Genomic DNA, 20,397 nt, shown 5'->3' on the forward strand with positions numbered 1-20,397 from the left:
CGCCCGCCAACATCGCCGGCTCAAGAACCGGCCGGGCGCAAAATCCCGGTGCCGCATAAGCTTGTGCCGGATTGGCAAGGCAGGCCGACATATGGTATTTAGCGGCGGCAATGCATGACAGGTTCGGACGGATGGAAATGACGCAGGAAATCATCGCTTTGGCTTCGGATCACGGCGGCATCGAAATGAAGACGATGCTGCGCCAGATTCTCCAGGACAAGGGCTGCGCAATTCTCGATCTCGGCACCCACGATTCGTCGTCGGTCGATTATCCCGATTACGCCAAGGCGATGGCCGACGCGCTGAAGGATGGCCGCGCCAGCCGGGGCATCTTGATGTGCGGCACCGGCATCGGCATCTCGATCGCCGCCAACCGCCATCGCCATGTCCGCGCCGCCCTGGTGCACGACGCCTATGGCGCCCGGATGTGCCGCCAGCACAATGACGCCAACGTGTTGGTGCTGGGCGGGCGCACCATGGGGCCGGAAGTGGCCCGCGAATGCGTCGAGATCTTCCTTGCCACCGAATTCGAAGGCGGGCGCCATGCTCGTCGGGTCGCCAAGCTTGGCGATTGAAGCAAAAACCTCCCCTGACGAAAGATTCCCGATGTCCAGCACCTCCACCGAGCCTTTCTTTCGCACTTCCCTGGCCGACCGCGACCCCGACGTGTTCGCCGCCGTCGGCAAGGAACTGAAGCGTCAGCAGGACCAGATCGAACTGATCGCGTCCGAGAACATCGTGTCGCGGGCCGTGCTGGAAGCGCAAGGGTCGGTGCTGACCAATAAGTATGCCGAAGGCTATCCCGGCAAGCGCTATTACGGCGGCTGCGAGTTCGTCGATATCGTCGAGCAGCTGGCCATCGAGCGGGCCTGCAAGATGTTCGGCTGCTCTTATGCCAACGTCCAGCCCAGCTCGGGCTCGCAGGCCAACCAGGGCGTCTTCATGGCGCTGGTCCAGCCCGGCGACACCATCATGGGCATGAGCCTCGCCGCCGGCGGCCACCTGACCCACGGCGCGCCGCCCAACCAGTCGGGCAAGTGGTTCAAGGCGGTGCAGTACGGTGTGCGCCTGCAAGATTCCCAGATCGATTTCGATGAGGTCGAGGCCCTGGCCCGCGAGCACAAGCCGAAGCTGATCATCGCCGGCGGCTCGGCCTATCCGCGCGTCATCGACTTCGCCCGCTTCCGCAAGATCGCCGATGAAGTCGGCGCGCTGTTCATGGTCGATATGGCCCACTTCGCCGGTCTGGTCGCCGGCGGGGTCTATCCCAACCCGTTCCCGCACGCCCATGTGGTGACCACCACCACCCACAAGACCCTGCGCGGCCCGCGCGGCGGCATGATCCTGGCCAATGACGAGGCGCTGGGCAAGAAGATCAACTCGGCGATCTTCCCCGGCATCCAGGGCGGCCCGCTGATGCATGTCATCGCCGGCAAGGCGGTGGCCTTCGGCGAGGCGCTGCAGCCGGAATTCAAGCTTTATGCCCGTCAGGTGGTCGATAATGCCCGCGCCCTGGCCGACACCTTGGTCCGTCGCGGCCTGGCCATCGTCTCGGGCGGCACCGATTCGCACCTGATGCTGGTCGATCTGCGCCCGAAGAAGCTGACCGGCAAGGCCGCCGAGGCCAGCCTGGAACATGCCGGCATGACCTGCAACAAGAACGGCATCCCGTTCGATCCGGAAAAGCCGACCATCACCTCGGGCGTTCGCCTGGGGACCCCGGCCGGCACCACCCGCGGCTTCGGAGTGGCCGAGTTCACCAAGATCGGCGAGCTGATCGGCGACGTCCTGGACGGCCTGGCCGCCAGCCCCGACGACAATTCGGCGGCCGAGGCCAAGGCCCGGGCGGAAGTGGCGGAGCTGTGCCGCCGTTTCCCGATCTATTCGTAAGCGATTGAACCGTCGGCGGCAGCCTCGCGACGGGGCGCCGCCGGATCGGGAAGGGGGGAATGCATGCGCTGTCCGTTTTGTGGTCACGACGATACCCAGGTGAAGGATTCTCGGCCGACCGAGGATAACTCGGCCATTCGCCGCCGCCGGTCCTGCCCGGCCTGCGGCTCGCGTTTCACCACCTTCGAGCGGGTGCAGATCCGCGACCTGGTGGTGGTCAAGAAGGATGGCGTGCGCGTCCCCTTCGACCGCGAGAAGCTGGTCAAATCCCTGCGCATCGCGCTGAGGAAGCGCCCGGTCGACGAGGATCAGATCGAACGCATCGTCAACGGCATCCATCGCCGCCTGGAAAGCATGGGCGAGAACGAGGTGCCGTCGAAATATGTCGGCGAGCTGGTGATGGACGTGCTGATGGACCTCGACAAGGTCGCCTATGTCCGCTACGCCTCGGTCTATCGCAATTTCCGCGAAGCCAAGGACTTCGAGGATTTCCTGGGAAAGATGGTGGTCGGTGGCATCGACGACGACTGACCTCGACAGGGCCCACATGCGGGCCGCGCTGGCTTTGGCTCGGCGCGGCCTTGGCAATGTCTGGCCCAATCCGGCGGTCGGCTGCGTCATCGCCCATGGCGGGCGGGTGGTCGGGCGCGGCTGGACCCAACCGGGCGGGCGCCCCCATGCCGAGACCGAGGCGCTGGCCATGGCCGGTTCCGACGCCCGCGGCGCCACCGCCTTCGTCACCCTGGAACCTTGTTCCCATCACGGCAAGACCCCGCCCTGTGCCGACGCCTTGATCGCCGCCGGCATTTCCCGGGTGGTGGTGGCGACCGAAGATCCCGACCCCAGGGTGTCCGGGCGCGGCCTGGCGCGGCTGCGCGAGGCCGGGCTTGATGTCATCACCGGAATCTGCGAGGCCGAGGCCCGTGACCTGAACGCCGGATTCTTCCTGAAGATCCGCGAGGGCCGGCCGGAAGTGACCTTGAAGCTGGCCACCTCTCTGGATGGCCGCATCGCCACCCATGGCGGCGAAAGCCGCTGGATCACCGGAGATTCCGCCCGCCAGGCGGCCCATCTGTTGCGGGCCGAGACCGACGCCATCATGGTCGGCAGCGGCACCGCCCTGATCGACGATCCCGAACTGACCTGCCGTTTGCCCGGCCTGGAAGAACGTTCGCCGGTCCGCGTGGTGGTCGATGGCCGCCTGCGCCTGCCGCTGACCAGCCGGCTGGTGGCCACCGCCAACGAGGTGCCGTGCTGGGTGCTGACCCTGGATGGCTGCGACGCCAACCGCCGCGCCGTCTATGAAGAAGCCGGCGTGGACGTTGTCGAGGTGCCGGAAGGCCCCGATCATACCGTCGATCTGGGCGCCGCCCTGATGATCCTGGCCGAAAGCGGCATCACCCGCGTCCTGGTGGAAGGCGGCGCCCACCTGACGGCGGCGCTGTTGCGGGCCAAGCTGGTGGACCGGCTGGTGTGGTTCCGGGCGCCGCGGATGATCGGCGGCGACGGTCTGGCCGCCGCCGTCGGCTTCGGAATCGATCATCTGGCGCAGACGCCGCGCTTCGAGATGACCGAATCCCGGTCCGTCGGGGCCGATCGGGTTGAATTCTACAAAGTCCTCTAACGGAGTTGGCGTTCGATGTTCACCGGTATCGTGACCGATTTGGCGCAGGTTCGCCGGGTGGTGAAGGGGGCGGGGCAGGAATCCCGCTTCGAGATCAACACCGCCTATGACACCGCCACCATCGCCATCGGCGCCTCGATCGCCCATAACGGCGTGTGCCTGACGGTCATCGAGACCGGGCCGGGCTGGTACGCCATCGAGGCCTCGGCCGAGACCCTGTCCAAGACCACCCTGGGCGACTGGGCCGAGGGAACCCGCATCAACCTCGAACGCGCCATGTGCATCGGCGACGAGCTGGGCGGCCATATCGTCTCGGGCCATGTCGACGGCGTCGCCCGCGTGGTGTCGATCACCCCCGAGAACCAGTCCATGCGCTTCGTCTTCGAGGCGCCGGCCGAGCTGGCCAAGTTCGTCGCCCCCAAGGGCTCGGTGGCTTTGGACGGCGTTTCCCTGACTGTCAACGAGGTTGACGGCCGGAATTTCGGCATCAATGTCATCCCCCATACCCAATCGGTCACCACTTTCGGGCAGTTGCAAGTCGGCAGCCGTGTGAATATGGAAATCGACATGCTCGCGCGCTATGTTGCCCGCCTGCTTGAGAAGGAATGAGCCGGTGGTTTCCGAATATCATCAGTACCTGTCTTCGATCGACGAGATCATCGACGAGGCCCGCCAGGGCCGCATGTTCATCCTGGTCGATGACGAGGACCGCGAGAACGAGGGCGATCTGGTCATTCCGGCCCAGATGGCAACGCCCGACGCCATCAATTTCATGGCCAAGTTCGGTCGCGGCCTGATCTGTCTGTCGCTGACCCGGTCCCGCTGCGAGCAATTGAACCTGCGGCCGATGAGCGGGGACAACGGCACCCGCATGCAGACCGCCTTCACCGTGTCGATCGAGGCGCGCGAAGGGGTGACCACCGGCATTTCCGCCGCCGACCGCGCCCGCACCGTCCAGGTCGCCATCGACCCGGAAAAGGGCCAGGGCGACATCGTCACCCCCGGCCACGTCTTCCCGCTGATGGCCCGCGAGGGCGGCGTGCTGGTGCGCGCCGGCCATACCGAGGCCGCGGTCGATATCTCGCGCCTGGCCGGTCTCAACCCGTCCGGCGTGATCTGCGAGATCATGAACGACGACGGCACCATGGCCCGCCTGCCCGATCTGGTGAAGTTCGCGCAGGAACACAATCTGAAGATCGCCACCATCGCCGACCTGATCGCCTATCGCCGTCGCCACGACAAGATCGTGCGGCGCGAGCTGGAGACCCCGTTCCATTCCAAATGGGGCGGCGACTGGCGCATGGTGGTCTATGTCAACCAGGTGGCTTACGCCGAGCATATCGCCCTGGTGAAGGGCGACATCGCCGGCGGCGGCGACGAGCCGGTGCTGGTGCGCGTCCATGCCGTCAACATCCTGGACGACGTGCTGGGCGACCAGGGCTCGGGCAAGGCCGGTCAGCTCCATTCCGCCATGGAAACGATCGCCGCCAAGGGCCGCGGCATCATCGTGCTGGTGCGCGAGCCGCGCCCGACCAGCCTGTCCGACCGGGTCCGCGCCCAGCTGGATTCCAAGCCGGCCCCGGTCGAACTGCGCGATTACGGCGTCGGCGCCCAGATCCTGCTGGATCTTGGCGTCAGCCGCATGACCTTGCTGTCCAACACCAAGAAGACCATCGTCGGCCTGGAAGGTTTCGGCCTCGAAGTGGTCGGCCAGCAACCCATCAACCAGGCCTAGGGGAGGGTGCCCGTGACCCATATCCTGATCCTGGAAGCCCGCTTCTACGACCATCTGGCCGACATGCTGCTGGACGGCGCCAAGCAGGCGCTGGCCCAGGGCGGCGCCACTTGCGACGTGCTGACCGTTCCCGGCGTGCTGGAAATCCCGGCCTGCCTGGAAATGGCGGTGGCGGCGCAAGGGCGCGACCCGTCGGCCCGGCGCTATGACGGCTATGTCGTCCTGGGGACGGCGATTCGCGGTGAAAGCGATCATTACGATCATGTGTGCACGGAAAGCATGCGTGGATGCTGCGATTTATCCCTGCGTTATCATCTGGCGCTGGGCAACGGCATCCTGACGGTGCACAACGAGGCCCAGGCCTTGAAGCGGGCCGACCCGACCCGCAAGAATATCGGTGGCATGGCGGCCAGGGCCTGTCTGCGCATGCTCGACATCAAACGCCAACTGAAACTGGACCAATGAGCAAGTCACCCGCGCGCAGCCCCAATCCGGGCGCCGCCCGTCGTTCCGCCGGCCGCTTGGCCGCGGTTCAGGCGCTTTACTCGATGGAAATCGGCGACGACAGCGTCGCCCAGGCGCTGGACCATCTGCGCGAGCGGGTCGAGGGCGAGCCGCGCGGCGGCATGGCCCAACCCGATCTGGATCTGGCCACCTTCCTGATCACCGGCGTCGCCGCCGACGGCGCCGAGCTTGACCGTCTGATCGGGGCGGCGCTGACGCGGGATTGGACGGTGGACCGCCTGGAAGCGGTGTTGCGGGCCATCTTGCGGGCCGGTTCGCTGGAACTGAAGATGCGGCCGCAGACCCCGACCCGGGTGGCGATTTCCGAATATGTCGATGTCGCCCACGCCTTCTATTCCGGTCCCGAACCGGGCCTGGTCAATGCCGTGCTGGACAAGGTCGCCCGCGCGGTGCGGCCCGACGAGTTCGCCAAGGGCGGCGCCTAGGCCGACCCTGGGTCCAAAGGGGGCGAGCGTGAGCACTCAGCCTGACGAATTCGCCCTGATCGCCGAATTGTTTGCCCCGCTGGCCGCGTCCTATCCCGGTGCGCTGGGCCTGACCGACGACGCCGCCTTGCTGGAGGTGCCGGACGGTCAGCAATTGGTGGTCACCGTCGATGCGATGGTCGCCGGCGTGCATTTCCTGCCCGACGATCCGCCGGATCTGGTCGCCCGCAAGCTGATCCGCGTCAATCTGTCCGATCTGGCCGCCAAGGGGGCGGTGCCCTTCGCCGTGCTGCTGGCGGCATCCTTCCCGACCGATGTGTCAATGGCGTGGTTGACAACCTTCGCCGCCGGGCTGAAGCAGGATGTGGAAAGTTACGCCATCGCCCTGATCGGCGGCGACACCGTATCGACGCCCGGTCCGCTGACCCTGTCGCTGACCGCCTTCGGCCGGGTCGAGGCGGGCAGGGCGCTGTTGCGCCGTCACGCCCAGGTCGGCGACCGCCTGTGGGTCAGCGGTACCATCGGTGACGGCGCGCTGGGGCTGCTGGCGGCGCAAGGGGGGCTGCTGGACCTCTCGGCCGAACATCGGGACGCCCTAGCCGATCGCTACCGGCTGCCGCGTCCGCGCAGCCTTTTGGGGCCCAGGCTGGTCGGCGTGGCCCGGGCAGCGATGGACGTGTCCGACGGGCTGGTCCAGGATCTCGGCCATTTGTGCCGGGCGTCCGGCGTCGGCGCTGTGGTCGAGGCGGACAAGGTGCCGCTGTCGGCGGCGGCCCGCGCCGTGGTCGCGGCCGATCAATCGCGACTTGCCACGGTGCTGACCGGCGGCGATGATTACGAACTTCTGTTCACCGCTCCTCGGGAAGGAACCGATCTCTTGCTGACGCTTGCCCGCGAGACCGACACGTCGCTGACCGAGATCGGGTGCATCACCGCCGGCACGGGCGTCACCGTCCTGGACCGAGACGGCCAGGCCGTTCTTCTGCCCCGGCAGGGCTGGCGCCATTTCCGGGGTGAACCGGCATGATCCGCCTGCTGTTCATCGTCCTCGCCTTCCTGATCATGGTCGGCGGCCTGATCGGCGGCCTGTATTTCTGGGGCATCGACCCCTTGGACAAGTTCAATCAGTTGGTCGGCAACGCTCCGGCCGACCCCAACGCGCCAAAGGTGCCGGCGGTGACCCCGCCCAGCTTTGTCGAATTCGGCATTCTGATCGTTCCGGTTGTGCAGGACCGCGAGGTCAAGAAACAGGCCGAGATGATCATCAAGCTTGAAGTCCCGTACGAGAAAAAAGAAAAGGTCGCGCAGAACCTGCCGCGACTGCAAAGCGCCTTCTTGCAGGAAATGATGTCGTTTCTTCCCGGCCATTTGCGCAATCAGCCGCAATTGGATCACGCCGCCATCCAGCGCCGTCTGCAATATCAGGCTGACAAGGTGCTTGGTGCCGGCATGGTCAAGGATGTCTTGATCGAGCAATCGACGGTAAAATGACGCCGGGTCGCAATTGTCATTGAATTAGTAAATTCTTATAATTGCGAAGAACCTTTCAAATCGGTAGCAATCGATTGCATAAGGTCCGGTCTTCTGGCAGCTTTTCAGCCGCTTGCGTTGTCCTCCATGCTTGATCCGACACGTTACGCCGGTTGCATCCAGGGCGCGAAAGTCAATAAAGCTGCTCAGGGGATCGAAACAACATGCTAAGTCTCTTCGTCATCGCGTGCGGCGTGCTGGCGCTGCTCTACGGAGCCTATGCCATCAAGTCCGTCATGGCGACGTCCGCCGGCACTGAACGCATGCAGCAAATCGCTGGTGCCATCCAGGAAGGCGCTGCCGCCTATCTCAATCGTCAGTACACCACCATCGCCATCGTCGGCGTTGGCGTCGCCGTCATCCTGGCCGCCCGTCTGGGCATGTACCAGGCGGTCGGCTTCGTCATCGGCTCGGTGCTGTCCGGCGTCGCCGGCTATGTCGGCATGAACGTGTCGGTTCGTGCCAACGTCCGCACCGCCGAGGCGGCGCGCTCGGGTGGCATGCAGCAGGCCCTGGACGTCGCCTTCAAGTCGGGCGCCATCACCGGTCTGTTGGTGGTCGGCCTGGGTCTGATCGGCGTCGCCGGCTATTACGCCTTCCTGAAGACCACGGGCATCGACCCGCGCAAGCTGCTGGAAGCCCTGGTGGCCCTGTCGTTCGGCGCCTCGCTGATCTCGATCTTCGCCCGTCTGGGCGGTGGCATCTTCACCAAGGGCGCCGACGTCGGTGCCGATCTGGTGGGTAAGGTCGAAGCCGGCATCCCCGAGGATGATCCCCGCAACCCGGCCGTGATCGCCGACAACGTCGGCGACAATGTCGGCGACTGCGCCGGCATGGCCGCCGACCTGTTCGAGACCTATGCGGTGACCGTCGTCGGCACCATGCTGCTGGGCTCGATCTTCTTCACCGGTGCCGCCCAGGAATCGATGATGATGCTGCCGCTGGTCATTTGCGGCGTCTGCATCTTCGCCTCGATCGTCGGCACCTTCTTCGTCAAGCTGGATGCCAGCAACAACATCATGAAGGCCCTGTACAAGGGTCTGATCGTCACCGGACTGCTGTCGGCGGTCCTGATCGCCGGCGTCATCAGCACCACCTTGGGCGGCTTCGACGCCACCTTCGACGCTGCCGGCAAGACCATCACCGGCATGGGCCTGTTCATGTGCGCCCTGATCGGCCTGGTCGTCACCGGCCTGTTGGTGTGGATCACCGAGTACTATACCGGTACCGATTATCGCCCGGTCCGCTCGGTGGCTCAGGCCTCGACCACCGGTCACGGCACCAATGTGATCCAGGGTCTGGCGGTTTCCATGGAAGCCTGCGCCCTGCCGGTGATCGTGATCTCGATCGCCATCATCGTCGCCTACAAGATCGCCGGCCTGTTCGGCATCTCGGTGGCGGCGACCACCATGCTGGCCCTGGCCGGCATGATCGTGGCGCTGGACGCCTATGGCCCGGTCACCGACAATGCCGGTGGCATCGCCGAAATGGCCGAACTGCCGAAGGAGGTCCGCAAGATCACCGACGCGCTGGACGCCGTCGGCAACACCACCAAGGCGGTCACCAAGGGCTATGCCATCGGTTCGGCCGGTCTGGCCGCGCTGGTGCTGTTCGCGGCCTACACCGAGGACCTGAAGCACTACTTCCCCGACCTGAACATCACGTTCAGCCTTGAGGATCCCTATGTGGTGATCGGCCTGTTCCTCGGCGGTCTGCTGCCCTATCTGTTCGGTGCCATGGGCATGCAGGCGGTCGGTCGTGCCGCCGGTTCGGTGGTGGTGGAAGTCCGCCGCCAGTTCAAGGAAATCCCCGGCATCATGGAAGGCACCGCCAAGCCCGACTACGGTCGTGCCGTCGACATGCTGACCAAGGCGGCGATCAAGGAGATGATCATCCCGTCGATGCTGCCGGTCCTGTCGCCGGTGGCGCTGTACTTCGTGATCCTCTTGGCCGCCGATCAGCGGGCCGCGTTCACCGCCATGGGTGCCATGCTGCTGGGTACCATCGTGACCGGCCTGTTCGTGGCCATCTCGATGACCTCGGGCGGTGGTGCCTGGGACAATGCCAAGAAGTACATCGAAGACGGCCATCATGGTGGCAAGGGTTCCGACGCCCACAAGGCGGCGGTGACCGGCGACACTGTCGGCGATCCCTACAAGGACACCGCCGGCCCGGCCGTCAACCCGATGATCAAGATCATCAACATCGTCGCCATCTTGTTGCTGGCGATGGTGGCTGGTTGATCATCAGGTTTTGAAACAAGAAACCCCGGTCGGAAACGACCGGGGTTTTTTGTTGTCTTGGATGGTCGTGCGGGAATTTAACCCGACAGCACCGGAGGTGACCTGGGCGGAGTCCGGGGCGTGAAGTCCGTGCCGGTGGGTGAGGAAAATTCAATTCACCACAGGCACAGAGGCACAGAGGGGATTTTCGTGGGGCAACCCTGTCGCCACGGGTCGGACACCTCTGTGCCTCTGTGTCTCTGTGGTTCAACAAAATTTCACGCCGCAGCATGCCCGAAGGTGATCCAAGCCTGGCCATGACGGATGGGGGGAACTGCCCCTATCAAAGGCCCGACGCTCTACTTCGCCGCCGAATCCTTCGAGAAGCGGCCGACATTGCCGACCACCTGTTCCAGGATCGACAATTCCTTGCCGGCGGTCGGGGTCTCGCGGTCGACCACCTCGACCACCTGGCCGTCTTCCATGTTGCGGGTGGTCACGCTTTTGACCAATCCTGCGCGGTCGAAGGTGATGCTGATGGCCTGACGCTCGACGAATTTCGGCTTGAAGAAGGCCACCGTCTCCGACTTGGCGGAAACGTACTGCCAGCTTTCATCGCCGTAATTGAGGGTGGCCGACGGCGAGCCCAACAGGGCCTGCACATCCTCGCGGGTGGACTTGCCCGGCTTGATGGCGGCCAATTCCTCGGCCTGGGGCAGGTGACCGCGATTATCGACGGTCTTGGTGCAAGACGCCGCCACCACCGAAAGGCTCGCGACGATAACAAGGGTGCTGATCGGATTCTTCATGGTCGACCTTGGCCGAAGCATTGACAGCGGGCGCGCTTCGCCGCCATTTTGGTGACGAACATTGCACGCCCGGGGCCTCGATTGTCAACGACCCCGCACATGATCGGATCCATCGTTCCCCATGCCGCTTGCCACCATTCGCCGTTTCTCGGACCGCCGTCGTCGCGAGAAGGCCGCAATCGCGCTTTACCGCGCGCTGGTCACCCAAAGCCGTCAGCCGGTCTTCTACACCGATCTGGGGGTGGCCGACACGCTGGAGGGCCGGTTCGACCTGTTGATCCTGAATGCCTATCTGCTGGTGCGCCGGCTGGGCCGGATCGACTCCCTCGAGGCCCGCCAGGTGTCGCAGGCCACCTTCGACCTGATGTTCGCCGACATGGACCAGAACCTGCGCGAGCTGGGCGTCACCGACACCGGCGTCGGCAAGCGGGTGCGCCGCATGGCCGAGGCCTTCTATGGCCGGCTGGCGGCCTATGACAAGGCCCGCGACGAGGGCCAGGCGGCCCTGGCCGCCGCGCTGGGCCGCAACCTCTATCAGAAGGTCTCGCCCGCTCAGGAGCAGGTGGCGGCGATGATGGCCTATATGCATGCGCAGGAAGCCGCATTAGAGGCCCAGGGCGACGACGCCCTGCTGGCCGGCACGGTTTCGTTCCTTCCGCCCGGCCAGGTGCGGTCATGATCGATCTGCCGCCGCCCGAGATGTCGCGCCTGGTGCGCATCGACCAGATTTCGGCCAAGGGCACCGAGATGAAGGTGACCGCCAGCCCGGCCGAGCGGGCGGCCCTGGCCGATCGTTTCGATCTGGTGGAGATTTCCGCCCTGGACGCCCAGGTCACCTTGAAGGCCATCGCCGGCGGGACCATGGTGCGGCTTGCCGCCACCATCACGGCGCGGCTGGTGCAGACCTGCGTGGTGACCCTCGAACCTATCGAGGCCGAGATCGATACCCGCTTCTCGATGACCTTCGGCGGCGGCACCGAAGAGGATGGGGGCGAGATCGACCTGTCCATCGATGACGAGGACCCGCCCGAGCCGATCGTCGATGGCGCCATCGATGTGGGCGAGGCGATCGCCGAACATCTGGCCCTGGCAATTGATCCCTTTCCCAGGAAGCCCGGAACCGCGTATGTTGGCGTCGAAATCGAGCCCCCGGAACCGGAGACCAAGCCCAACCCGTTCGCCGCATTGGCACGGTTTCATGAAAAAAAGCGCTAAGGGGCAAGCATCCCCTTGCTCTTGCCCCCCTTTTTGGCTAATAAACCTCCCTTTCCCGTAAGGGCTTCAGAGCTGAGAGTAGACGACAATGGCTGTGCCGAAGAAGAAGACCTCCAAGTCCCGCCGCAACATGCGCCGCGCGCATCATGCGCTGCCGAAGACCACCGGGGTCGAATGCCCGAATTGCGGCGAAGTGAAGCTGCCGCATCACGTCTGCGGTTCGTGCGGTCATTATGACGGGCGCGAGATCGTGGCTCAGGGCGAAGCCAACGCGTAAAGCGTAACCCCCGCCAGCGGAGCACGGCACCGTGAGCGCAGCCGTCACCATTTCCATCGACGCCATGGGCGGCGACCACGCCCCCGATATGGTGATCGACGGGTTGCGCATGGCTCATGTCCGGCTGCCGCACGTGCGCTACATGCTGTTCGGCGACCAGGCCCGGATCGAACCGTTGTTGAAACGGTATCCGGATCTGGACGCCGTCTGCACGATTCACCACACCACCGAGGCGGTGTCGAACGACGCCAAGCCCGGCCAGGTGCTGCGCACCGGTCGCCGTTCCAGCATGTGGCTGGCGGTGGACGCGGTGGCGCGCGGCGAGGCGGCCGGCGTGGTTTCGGCCGGCAATACCGGCGCGCTGATGGCGGTGTCGAAGTTCGTGCTGCGCATGCTGCCCGGCATCGACCGCCCGGCCATCGCCGGCCTGTTTCCCACCATCAAGGGGGAAACGGTGATGCTGGACCTGGGCGCCAACGTCGATTGCAACGCCAACAATCTGGTGGAGTTCGCGGTGATGGGCGAGGTGTTCGCCCGCGCCGTGCTGGGGCTGGAAAAGCCGACCGTCGGCCTGTTGAATGTCGGGTCCGAAGACTTGAAGGGCAACGACGCGGTCAAGACCGCCGCAGCCACGCTTCGCGACAGCGGCCTGCCGATCCGTTTCCACGGCTTCGTCGAGGGCAACGACATCTGCGCCGGCACGGTCGATGTGGTGGTGACCGACGGTTTCACCGGCAATATCGCGCTGAAGACCGCCGAAGGCACGGTGCGGCTGTATGCCACCTGCCTGAAGGAAGGCTTCAAGAATTCCCTGCTGGCCAAGATCGGCTATCTGTTCGCGCGCCACGCGCTGCACAAGGTCAAGGTCCGCACCGACCCGCGCCGCTATAACGGCGCCATGTTCCTGGGCCTCAACGGCATCGCCGTCAAAAGCCATGGCGGCACCGACGCCTTCGGCTTCGCCAACGCGGTCGGTACCGCCGTCGATCTGGTGGCGCACGGCTACAACGACCGCATCCGCCGCGAGGTCGAGCATCTGCACGCGGCGGAATCCCAAACAACGCGGCTTGCCGCCGGCAACCTCTGAGGTCCCAAATGATTGTGCGGTCGCAGATCGTCGGCTGCGGGTCCTATTTGCCCGAGCGCGTCGTCACCAATGCCGAAATGGCCCGGATGGTCGACACCTCGGATGAATGGATCGTCGAGCGCACCGGTATCCGCGCCCGCCATCTGGCCGCCGACGGCCAGACCACCTCGGACCTGGCCACCATCGCGGCCCAGCGCGCCCTGGAAGCCGCCGGCATCGCCGCCGCCGAGCTGGATCTGCTGATCGTCGCCACCGCCACGCCCGACCACACCTTTCCCGCCACCGCCACCAAGGTCCAGGCCCGCATCGGCATGACCGGCGGCGCTGCCTTCGACGTCCAGGCGGTGTGCTCGGGCTTCGTCTACGCCCTGTCGATCGCCGACAATTTCATCAAGGCCGGCCAGGCCAAGACCGCCATGGTCATCGGCGCCGAGACCTTCTCGCGCATCCTGGATTGGACCGATCGCGGCACCTGCGTCCTGTTCGGCGACGGCGCCGGCGCCATCGTCTTGCGGGCGGCCCAGGCCGAGGGCACCAACCAGGATCGCGGCATCTTGTCGACCCATCTGCATTCCGACGGTCGGCACCACGATCTGCTGTATGTCGATGGCGGCCCGTCCTCGACCCAGACGGTCGGCCATCTGCGCATGGAAGGCAAGGAAGTGTTCCGCCACGCCGTCGCCAACCTGGCCCAGGTGGTGGGCGAGGCCTTGGATGCCAACGGCCTGGCCGCTGCGGACATCGATTGGGTGGTGCCGCACCAGGCCAACCGCCGCATCCTGGACGGCACCGCCCGCAAGCTGGGCCTGTCGACCGATCGCATGGTGATCACCGTCGACCGCCACGCCAACACCTCGGCGGCCTCGGTGCCGCTGGCCTTCACCGAGGCCTTCAATGACGGGCGCCTGAAGCCCGGTCAGTTGGTGCTGCTGGAAGCCATGGGCGGCGGCTTTACCTGGGGGGCGGCGCTGGTCCGCCTTTAGGTTCCGGAACCGATTCAAGGTCCGCTCGCATCCCTTTGATATTGACCCGTTTCCACCTTGTGGTTAGGGTCAGTGGAGTTCCTCCACCCGATCACGGGATCACGCGTCATGTCGGATACGACCATCACCCGCGCTCAGCTGAGCGAGGCCGTCTATCAGGAAGTGGGCCTGTCCCGAAACGAATCCGCCGATCTCTTGGAAGCGGTGCTGGACGAGGTGTCGGCCGCCCTGGCCCGGGGCGAGTCGGTGAAGATCTCGTCGTTCGGCAGCTTCTCGGTCCGCTCCAAGGGCCAGCGGGTCGGGCGCAACCCCAAGACCGGCGACGAGGTGCCGATCCTGCCCCGTCGGGTGCTGGTGTTCCGGCCGTCGCAATTGCTGAAGAAGAAGGTCAATGACGGGCCGGTTTCCGCGGCCAAGGCCGGGAAGTGATGACCGCCGACGCAGAGTCGGCGTCGGGGCGCCGGACCGGAAAGTCCGAAGCCGCTTTTCGCACCATCAGCGAGGTCGCCGAAGACCTTGACGTGCCCCAGCACGTGCTGCGCTTCTGGGAAAGCAAGTTCCCCCAGGTCAAGCCGCTGAAGCGCGGCGGCGGGCGGCGCTATTACCGCCCGGAAGACGTCGCCCTGCTGCGGCGCATCCGCGATCTCTTGTACAGCGAAGGCTATACCATCAAGGGCGTGCAGAAGCTGCTGCGCGAAGGCGGCGCCAAGGACGTGGTCGCCGCCGCCAAGGCCCAGGCCGAGCTGGCACTGCCGCTGATCGACACCGCCGCCCCCGACGGAGGCGACAGTGACGATGTCGACATCGACGGGCTCGAGGACGGTGAGGAAGGCGGCGAGGAAGCCGATTTCGAGCTGCCTGACGAGGACGAGCCCGCCGCCGCCCCGGACCTGCCGGCCATGGTCCCGCCGGCCCCTGTGGCGCCCGCAGCGGCTTTGCCGAGTGCGGCGATCGGGCCTTCGGTCCGCCAGGAACTTTACGAGATTCTGGACGAGCTGGAACAATTGCGTCTGCTGCTGCAGCCACGCTGACGAAGGGGTTGCATAGGGCAGGGGGCCTGAGTATAGTGCGCCCCTCTTCCGGCGGCGACGTCGCCGGATCACAGAGTTTCCGGGATTTTCCGCGGTCTTCCCGCCAATCCCGGTCACGGTCGGAGCGTAGCGCAGCCCGGTAGCGCATCAGTCTGGGGGACTGGGGGTCGTGGGTTCGAATCCCGCCGCTCCGACCATTCTAAAGCCCTGAAATCGCAAGATTTCAGGGCTTTAGCATTTCTGGGGCGTGTTATCCCGAACGTGCACCAAAGCGTGCGGGATAACACATGGCGGAACATGGCTGAGGATGCATTGGAGTCCCGGTTGGGGCCTCGCTGTGCTATTCTGCCCGACAGCGAATTCAGGAACCCCCACCATGCCCCGGATCGAGTTTGCCCATCTTTCACCCAGTGAGCGCCTTGAATTGATCGAAGCCCTTTGGGAAAGCCTGGATGGCGCGGACGTTCCGCCGACCAAGGAGCAGGGGGAAGAACTCGACCGGCGGCTTGCGACTGCGGACGCCGATTTGCCCGCCTCCGTGCCCTGGGAGACGATCCGGGCGGAAGCGGCCAGCCGATACCGGTAATGCTGCCGGTTGTTTTCTCCCCGGCGGCTCGCACCGAGTTTTTCGAGGCAGCGGACTGGTACGAAGCGCGCGGTCCCGGTTTGGGGGCGCGTTTCTCTTCCGATGCTGACGCCCTGGTGTCCAGGATCGCGGAGCGCCCCCATCAATTCCCCCGCATACGGCAAGAAATTCGCCGGGCGGTGCTTCAAAAATTTCCGTATGCCCTGTATTTCCGGATCACGCCCCAGGCGGTGCATGTGATCGCCTGTTTTCATGCCAGCCGAAACCCGCGCCGTTGGCACGAGCGGGCTTGATTAAAACTCCTTCGAAGGGGGTCGGCGGCCTTTCTTGGCCTACCGGTGCGGCTTTTCACCGAGGCATCACGATGCCTCCCGAAAGCCAGCCTCATTCGGTTGACCGCCTCGGCCCAACCGTCTATTCCCGACCATCATGAACCACGCACCGCATCTTTGGCTGGCGCTGTCGCCCCACGGTTTCGGCCATGCCGCCATGACCGCGCCGGTGGTGGCTGAACTGCGCCGGCGGCTGCCCGGTCTGCAGCTCACCATCCAGACCACAATTTCCCGCCCGTTCCTGGACAGCCGCTACCGCGATTTCACCCTGGTTCCCGACATCGCCGATTTCGGCTTTCGCATGCTGTCCTCGGTGGCCATCGATCTGGAATCCAGCGCCGCCGGCTATATCACCCTGCACCGCGATTTCGACCGCCTGATGGATGCCGAGGCCGCGCGCCTGGCCGCCGCCAGGCCCGATCTGGTGCTCAGCAATGTCGCCTACGTGCCGCTGGCCGCCGCCGGCCGGGCCGGCATTCCCGCCGTGGCGCTGTCGTCGCTGAACTGGGCCGACATGGTGGCACACTATCTGGGCGACCGCCCGGACATGGCGCCGGTACTGGCGCAAATCCGCGCGGCCTATGGCTCGGCCCGTGCATTTCTTCGCTGCATTCCAGCCCAGACCATGACCTTGCCCAATGTCATCGATATCGGCCCGATCGCCGCGCCCGGCCGCAACCGGCGGGACCAGATCGCCGCACCGGGCGAAAAAGTCGGGCTGGTCGCCTTCGGCGGCATCGATCATCCGCTGGCCCTGGAAGCCTGGCCCAGCCTGCCCGGCTGGCGTTGGTTCCTGGGGGGCGGGCAGGTGCCGGATCGCCCCGACATGGCGCCCTGGCAGGCCTCGGGCCTGACATTTTCCGACCTGGTCGCCTCGGTCGATGTGGTGGTGACCAAGCCGGGCTACGGCACCTTCACCGAGGCCGGCATGGTCGGCACCCCGGTCCTGTATGTCGCGCGGCCGGATTGGCCGGAATGCCCCCACCTCGACAACTGGCTTCAAGCCCACACCCAGGCCCTGTCCATTTCGGCGGAAAGCCTGATCGACGGCAGCCTGGAAATGCTACTGCGAAAGTTGTTTTGCTTGCCGAAACAGCCGGTTGCGGTTCCGACGGGGGTGGATCAGGCGGTCGATTTCCTGGTTCCCACCCTTGGCGCCTGCGAACGTAGTTAGTTTATCGAACATTCATCTCGTGCAGGTATCGAATGGCGTTGACCGAAAAGGCGCCGGTGGACAATCTTTAAAGCCATGGACACCGGATTTTCGCTGCTCTATGTCACGGCGCCGTCGCGCGATGTGGCGATGACCCTGGCCCACGCCCTGGTGGGCGAGCGGCTGGCGGCCTGCGCCAACCTTCTGGGGCCGATCCAGTCGGTCTATTGGTGGGACGGCAAGGTCAATGACGAGCCGGAAGTGGCGCTGATCCTGAAGACCCGCACCGAATTGGTGCCCGAGGCGACCGAACGTCTGCGCGCCCTTCATCCCTATAGCTGCCCCTGCGTGGTGGCGATCGCCATCGATGGCGGCAATCCGGCCTTTCTGGGCTGGCTGGCGGCCGAAACGGCGCGGATTTAACCCACGGGCAGGGCGACGGTGGCGGCGGCCTGGCAGGCGATGCCCTCGCGCCGGCCGGTGAAGCCCAGGCCCTCGGTGGTGGTGGCCTTGACGCTGACCCGGGATTGGGAAATCCCCAGGATTTCGGCGATGCGGGCGCGGATGGCCGCCCGATGCGGCCCGACCTTGGGGCGTTCGCAGATCACCGTCACATCGACATGGACGATGCGGCCGCCTTTGGCTTCGACCAGACTGGCGGCATGGGCCAGGAAACGGTCGGACGACGCGCCTTTCCAGCGCGGATCGCCGGGTGGGAAGTGGTGGCCGATATCGCCGGCCCCGATGGTGCCCAGCAAGGAATCGGTCAGCGCGTGCAACGCCACGTCGGCGTCGGAATGACCCTCGAGCGTCTGGTCGTGCGGGACCAACACGCCCCCCAGCCACAGCCCGGTTCCCGGCGCGAAACGGTGAACGTCGAAGCCGGTGGCCATGCGGGTCTCGAAAATGCCTTGGAAACGGGCCTCGGCGCGCTCCAGGTCGGCATTGGTGGTGATCTTGACGTTGTCCTCGGACCCCTCGACCAGGGCGACGCTCAGGCCGCAGGCTTCGGCGACGGCGGCATCGTCGGTCAGTTCGCGCCCGGCCTGGGCCCGGTGGGCCGCCAGGATGTCGGCAAAACGGAAGCCTTGCGGCGTCTGCGCCCGCCACAGGCCGGAACGATCGACGGTGGCGCCGATCAGGCCGTCTTGGCCGCGCTTCAAGGTATCGACCACCGGCAGTGCCGGAATGGCGCCGGGTTGGGTGGCCAGGGCGGCGACGACCCGGCCGACGGTGCCGGGATCGACGAAGGGGCGGGCGCCGTCATGGATCAGCACCAGATCGGGGGAAAGGTCGGCCAGGCTTTCCAGCCCCAACCGCACCGAATCCTGGCGGGTGGCGCCGCCATGGGTCGGTTCCAGCAGCCCCAGGCCGGCGGCGGCCCGGTCATAAAGCTCGCGATCGTCGGGATGGATGACCACCCGGACGGCGGAAATGACCGGATCCGCGGCCAGGGCCGCCAGCGTATGGCGCAAGACCGGCCGTCCGGCCAGGTCGCGATATTGTTTGGGGATGGCCCCTGCCATGCGGTGTCCTCGTCCCGCCGCCACCACCAGCGCCACTACCTTCGCCATCAGCACGCCATCCTGCCTGTTCGGCGGCAAATCTATGCCGGCCGCGCGTGCTTGCCAAGTGGACGAGCATCTTTTCCTGGGCGGAAACAATGGTATAGTCGCCGCCATGTCGGGTTCGATCCTTCTCAACCTTCTGGCCCTGGTCAGTCTGCTTCCCGCCGCCTTGCTGGCGTTTCGCCCAGTGGCGGCGCGCGACGGCGTGTTCTGGGGCGCGATCATCTTCGCCGCCGCCGGCTCGGGCGCGTGGGCCTGGCTGCAATTGTCGCAATCCTGGCAGACCGACCTGGGCGTCGCCCTGTGGGTCAGCATCGCCACCACCTTGCTGTTGTTCGCCGCCCTGGCGGCCTTTTCCCGGGTGGGATGGCGCCTGGCGCCGCTGGTGATGCCCTATCTGCTGCTGCTGGGCCTGTTGGCCTCGGTGATCAGCGGGCACGGGCAGCCGATGGTGGCCAGCGCTCCGGCGGTGTGGCTGGACCTGCATATCCTGGTGTCGGTGCTGACCTATGGGCTTTTGACCCTGGCGGCCATGGCCTCGCTGGCGGTATTTCTGCAGGAACGCGCCCTGAAGAAGAAGCGCCCCGGCCCGTTGACCCGCATGCTGCCGGCGGTGGTCGAGGGCGAATCTTTGAGCGGATGCCTGTTGATGGCCGGCCAGATCATTCTGGGGCTGGGGATCGCCACCGGCATGGCCACCCAGTATTTCGAAACCGGATCGTTGCTGCGCCTGGACCACAAGGCGCTGTTGTCGCTGGTGTCGTTCGCCCTGATCGGCGCCCTGCTGCTGGGTCACCGGGTCTGCGGCGTGCGCGGCCGCCTGGCCGCCCGCGTGGTGTTGGTGGCCTATCTGCTGGTCACCCTGGCCTATCCTGGCGTCAAGTTCGTCACCCAGGTCCTGCTGTAATACCAACCGGCCAATGAATTGATGGGGTGGACGGCCCCTGCTCACCGGCGTCGCAATGCGCCAAGATGGTGGTTGTCGAGACACACCATTCGAGGGGACCGTCCATGACCGAGATTAGCACGATTGGGTTGGATCTGGCGAAGCGGGTCTTCCAGGTTCACGGTATTGATGAGGCTGGTGCGGTAACGCTTCGGCGGCAATTGCGTCGGAGCGAGGTCGTAAGATTCTTCGCCAAGTTGGCGTCCTGCGTTGTCGGAATGGAAGCGTGTGCCTCGTCCCATTATTGGGCCCGGGTTCTGTCCAAGCTGGGCCACGAAGTTCGGTTGATTCCGCCATCTGAGGTCAAGCCTTACGTCAAGCGGGGACGGAAGAACGACGCAGCCGACGCGGCGGCGATTGCCGAGGCGGTGACGCGGCCGCACATGCGATTCGTTCCGGTCAAGAGCGAGGACACCCAGGCCGTTCTCATGCTCCATCGCGCCCGCCGCCTTCTGGTCG

At 65.6% G+C, this 20,397-nt stretch carries 26 protein-coding genes and 1 tRNA gene; 25 read left to right on the forward strand and 2 right to left on the reverse strand.

The window, feature by feature from the left end:
- Nucleotides 1–137 precede the first annotated feature (137 nt).
- From rpiB to A6A05_RS10230, 11 genes are all read left to right on the forward strand, one after another.
- On the forward strand, nt 138–575 hold the full coding sequence (gene rpiB, locus A6A05_RS10180; RefSeq protein ID WP_068500233.1) for a ribose 5-phosphate isomerase B: 438 nt from the start codon (nt 138–140) through the stop codon (nt 573–575).
- A 31-nt stretch (nt 576–606) separates the two neighbouring features.
- Nucleotides 607–1,890 carry a serine hydroxymethyltransferase gene (gene glyA / locus A6A05_RS10185; RefSeq protein ID WP_068500174.1) on the forward strand — a complete coding sequence of 428 codons (1,284 nt, stop codon included), beginning with the start codon at nt 607–609 and terminating at the stop codon, nt 1,888–1,890.
- 63 nt (nt 1,891–1,953) lie between these two features.
- Nucleotides 1,954–2,421: a transcriptional regulator NrdR gene (nrdR, locus tag A6A05_RS10190; protein WP_068500177.1), complete on the forward strand. Its 468-nt coding sequence runs from the start codon at nt 1,954–1,956 to the stop codon at nt 2,419–2,421.
- A 16-nt stretch (nt 2,422–2,437) separates the two neighbouring features.
- Complete coding sequence (gene ribD, locus A6A05_RS10195) at nt 2,438–3,514, forward strand: bifunctional diaminohydroxyphosphoribosylaminopyrimidine deaminase/5-amino-6-(5-phosphoribosylamino)uracil reductase RibD (protein WP_068500179.1); 1,077 nt, start codon at nt 2,438–2,440, stop codon at nt 3,512–3,514.
- A 15-nt stretch (nt 3,515–3,529) separates the two neighbouring features.
- Nucleotides 3,530–4,123, forward strand: a complete 594-nt coding sequence (locus A6A05_RS10200; RefSeq protein WP_068500181.1) for a riboflavin synthase — start codon at nt 3,530–3,532, stop codon at nt 4,121–4,123.
- Nucleotides 4,095–5,249 (forward strand): 3,4-dihydroxy-2-butanone-4-phosphate synthase, encoded by a 1,155-nt coding sequence (ribB, locus tag A6A05_RS10205; protein ID WP_068500183.1) that lies wholly within the window; start codon nt 4,095–4,097, stop codon nt 5,247–5,249. Before A6A05_RS10200 ends, ribB begins: the two co-directional genes overlap by 29 nt.
- 12 nt (nt 5,250–5,261) lie before the next feature.
- The gene (locus A6A05_RS10210; protein WP_082910859.1) at nt 5,262–5,714 is read left to right on the forward strand and encodes a 6,7-dimethyl-8-ribityllumazine synthase; all 453 of its coding nucleotides are present in this window, start codon (nt 5,262–5,264) and stop codon (nt 5,712–5,714) included.
- Nucleotides 5,711–6,199: a transcription antitermination factor NusB gene (gene nusB / locus A6A05_RS10215; RefSeq protein WP_068500185.1), complete on the forward strand. Its 489-nt coding sequence runs from the start codon at nt 5,711–5,713 to the stop codon at nt 6,197–6,199. Before A6A05_RS10210 ends, nusB begins: the two co-directional genes overlap by 4 nt.
- Nucleotides 6,200–6,227: 28 nt before the next feature.
- Entirely contained in the window at nt 6,228–7,226 is a 999-nt protein-coding gene (thiL, locus tag A6A05_RS10220; protein ID WP_068500187.1) for a thiamine-phosphate kinase, read from the forward strand.
- Entirely contained in the window at nt 7,223–7,690 is a 468-nt protein-coding gene (locus tag A6A05_RS10225; protein ID WP_068500189.1) for a flagellar basal body-associated FliL family protein, read from the forward strand. The genes thiL and A6A05_RS10225 overlap by 4 nt, the downstream gene beginning before the upstream one ends.
- A 203-nt stretch (nt 7,691–7,893) precedes the next feature.
- Nucleotides 7,894–9,972 carry a sodium-translocating pyrophosphatase gene (locus A6A05_RS10230; RefSeq protein WP_068500191.1) on the forward strand — a complete coding sequence of 693 codons (2,079 nt, stop codon included), beginning with the start codon at nt 7,894–7,896 and terminating at the stop codon, nt 9,970–9,972.
- A gap of 338 nt (nt 9,973–10,310) precedes the next feature.
- Here the strand turns inward: A6A05_RS10230 and A6A05_RS10235 are convergent, their stop codons facing one another.
- Nucleotides 10,311–10,760: an outer membrane protein assembly factor BamE gene (locus A6A05_RS10235; protein ID WP_068500193.1), complete on the reverse strand. Its 450-nt coding sequence runs from the start codon at nt 10,758–10,760 to the stop codon at nt 10,311–10,313.
- A 121-nt stretch (nt 10,761–10,881) separates the two neighbouring features.
- On the opposite strand from A6A05_RS10235, the gene A6A05_RS10240 reads away from it, so the two are divergent.
- The 12 genes from A6A05_RS10240 to cutA all read left to right on the forward strand — a co-directional run bounded on the left by A6A05_RS10240 (nt 10,882) and on the right by cutA (nt 17,847).
- Nucleotides 10,882–11,439, forward strand: a complete 558-nt coding sequence (locus tag A6A05_RS10240; protein WP_068500195.1) for a ubiquinol-cytochrome C chaperone family protein — start codon at nt 10,882–10,884, stop codon at nt 11,437–11,439.
- The gene (locus A6A05_RS10245; RefSeq protein ID WP_068500197.1) at nt 11,436–11,975 is read left to right on the forward strand and encodes a YceD family protein; all 540 of its coding nucleotides are present in this window, start codon (nt 11,436–11,438) and stop codon (nt 11,973–11,975) included. The genes A6A05_RS10240 and A6A05_RS10245 overlap by 4 nt, the downstream gene beginning before the upstream one ends.
- An 88-nt stretch (nt 11,976–12,063) precedes the next feature.
- Entirely contained in the window at nt 12,064–12,252 is a 189-nt protein-coding gene (gene rpmF / locus A6A05_RS10250) for a 50S ribosomal protein L32 (RefSeq protein ID WP_068500199.1), read from the forward strand.
- 31 nt (nt 12,253–12,283) lie between these two features.
- Nucleotides 12,284–13,339 (forward strand): phosphate acyltransferase PlsX, encoded by a 1,056-nt coding sequence (gene plsX / locus A6A05_RS10255; protein ID WP_068500201.1) that lies wholly within the window; start codon nt 12,284–12,286, stop codon nt 13,337–13,339.
- Between the two features lie 11 nt (nt 13,340–13,350).
- On the forward strand, nt 13,351–14,322 hold the full coding sequence (locus tag A6A05_RS10260) for a beta-ketoacyl-ACP synthase III (protein WP_342670020.1): 972 nt from the start codon (nt 13,351–13,353) through the stop codon (nt 14,320–14,322).
- 108 nt (nt 14,323–14,430) lie between these two features.
- Nucleotides 14,431–14,751, forward strand: coding sequence for an integration host factor subunit alpha (locus A6A05_RS10265; RefSeq protein ID WP_068500207.1), 321 nt, complete (start codon nt 14,431–14,433; stop codon nt 14,749–14,751).
- Nucleotides 14,751–15,353: a MerR family transcriptional regulator gene (locus A6A05_RS10270; protein WP_068500210.1), complete on the forward strand. Its 603-nt coding sequence runs from the start codon at nt 14,751–14,753 to the stop codon at nt 15,351–15,353. The genes A6A05_RS10265 and A6A05_RS10270 overlap by 1 nt, the downstream gene beginning before the upstream one ends.
- Nucleotides 15,354–15,473: 120 nt before the next feature.
- Nucleotides 15,474–15,550, forward strand: a tRNA-Pro gene (locus A6A05_RS10275).
- 179 nt (nt 15,551–15,729) lie between these two features.
- The gene (locus A6A05_RS10280; RefSeq protein ID WP_068500212.1) at nt 15,730–15,939 is read left to right on the forward strand and encodes an addiction module protein; all 210 of its coding nucleotides are present in this window, start codon (nt 15,730–15,732) and stop codon (nt 15,937–15,939) included.
- Nucleotides 15,939–16,232 carry a type II toxin-antitoxin system RelE/ParE family toxin gene (locus tag A6A05_RS10285; protein WP_068500215.1) on the forward strand — a complete coding sequence of 98 codons (294 nt, stop codon included), beginning with the start codon at nt 15,939–15,941 and terminating at the stop codon, nt 16,230–16,232. The genes A6A05_RS10280 and A6A05_RS10285 overlap by 1 nt, the downstream gene beginning before the upstream one ends.
- 136 nt (nt 16,233–16,368) lie before the next feature.
- A complete protein-coding gene (locus A6A05_RS10290) occupies nt 16,369–17,445 on the forward strand; it encodes a sugar phosphate isomerase family (protein ID WP_068500218.1) in 1,077 nt (358 codons plus the stop codon).
- Between the two features lie 75 nt (nt 17,446–17,520).
- Nucleotides 17,521–17,847 (forward strand): divalent-cation tolerance protein CutA, encoded by a 327-nt coding sequence (gene cutA, locus A6A05_RS10295; RefSeq protein WP_068500220.1) that lies wholly within the window; start codon nt 17,521–17,523, stop codon nt 17,845–17,847.
- Here the strand turns inward: cutA and A6A05_RS10300 are convergent.
- Entirely contained in the window at nt 17,844–18,998 is a 1,155-nt protein-coding gene (locus tag A6A05_RS10300; RefSeq protein ID WP_068500239.1) for a bifunctional 2-C-methyl-D-erythritol 4-phosphate cytidylyltransferase/2-C-methyl-D-erythritol 2,4-cyclodiphosphate synthase, read from the reverse strand. The genes cutA and A6A05_RS10300 overlap by 4 nt on opposite strands.
- Nucleotides 18,999–19,104: 106 nt before the next feature.
- Here A6A05_RS10300 and A6A05_RS10305 point away from each other — a divergent pair, with 106 nt between their 5' ends.
- Both A6A05_RS10305 and A6A05_RS10310 read left to right on the forward strand, forming a co-directional pair.
- Nucleotides 19,105–19,899, forward strand: coding sequence for a cytochrome C assembly family protein (locus A6A05_RS10305; protein WP_068500222.1), 795 nt, complete (start codon nt 19,105–19,107; stop codon nt 19,897–19,899).
- Nucleotides 19,900–20,003: 104 nt separating this feature from the next.
- On the forward strand, nt 20,004–20,397 hold a 394-nt coding region (locus A6A05_RS10310), incomplete at its 3' end, for an IS110 family RNA-guided transposase (RefSeq protein WP_156521001.1).

Source organism: Magnetospirillum moscoviense, assembly GCF_001650635.1.
Classification (GTDB): domain Bacteria; phylum Pseudomonadota; class Alphaproteobacteria; order Rhodospirillales; family Magnetospirillaceae; genus Magnetospirillum; species Magnetospirillum moscoviense.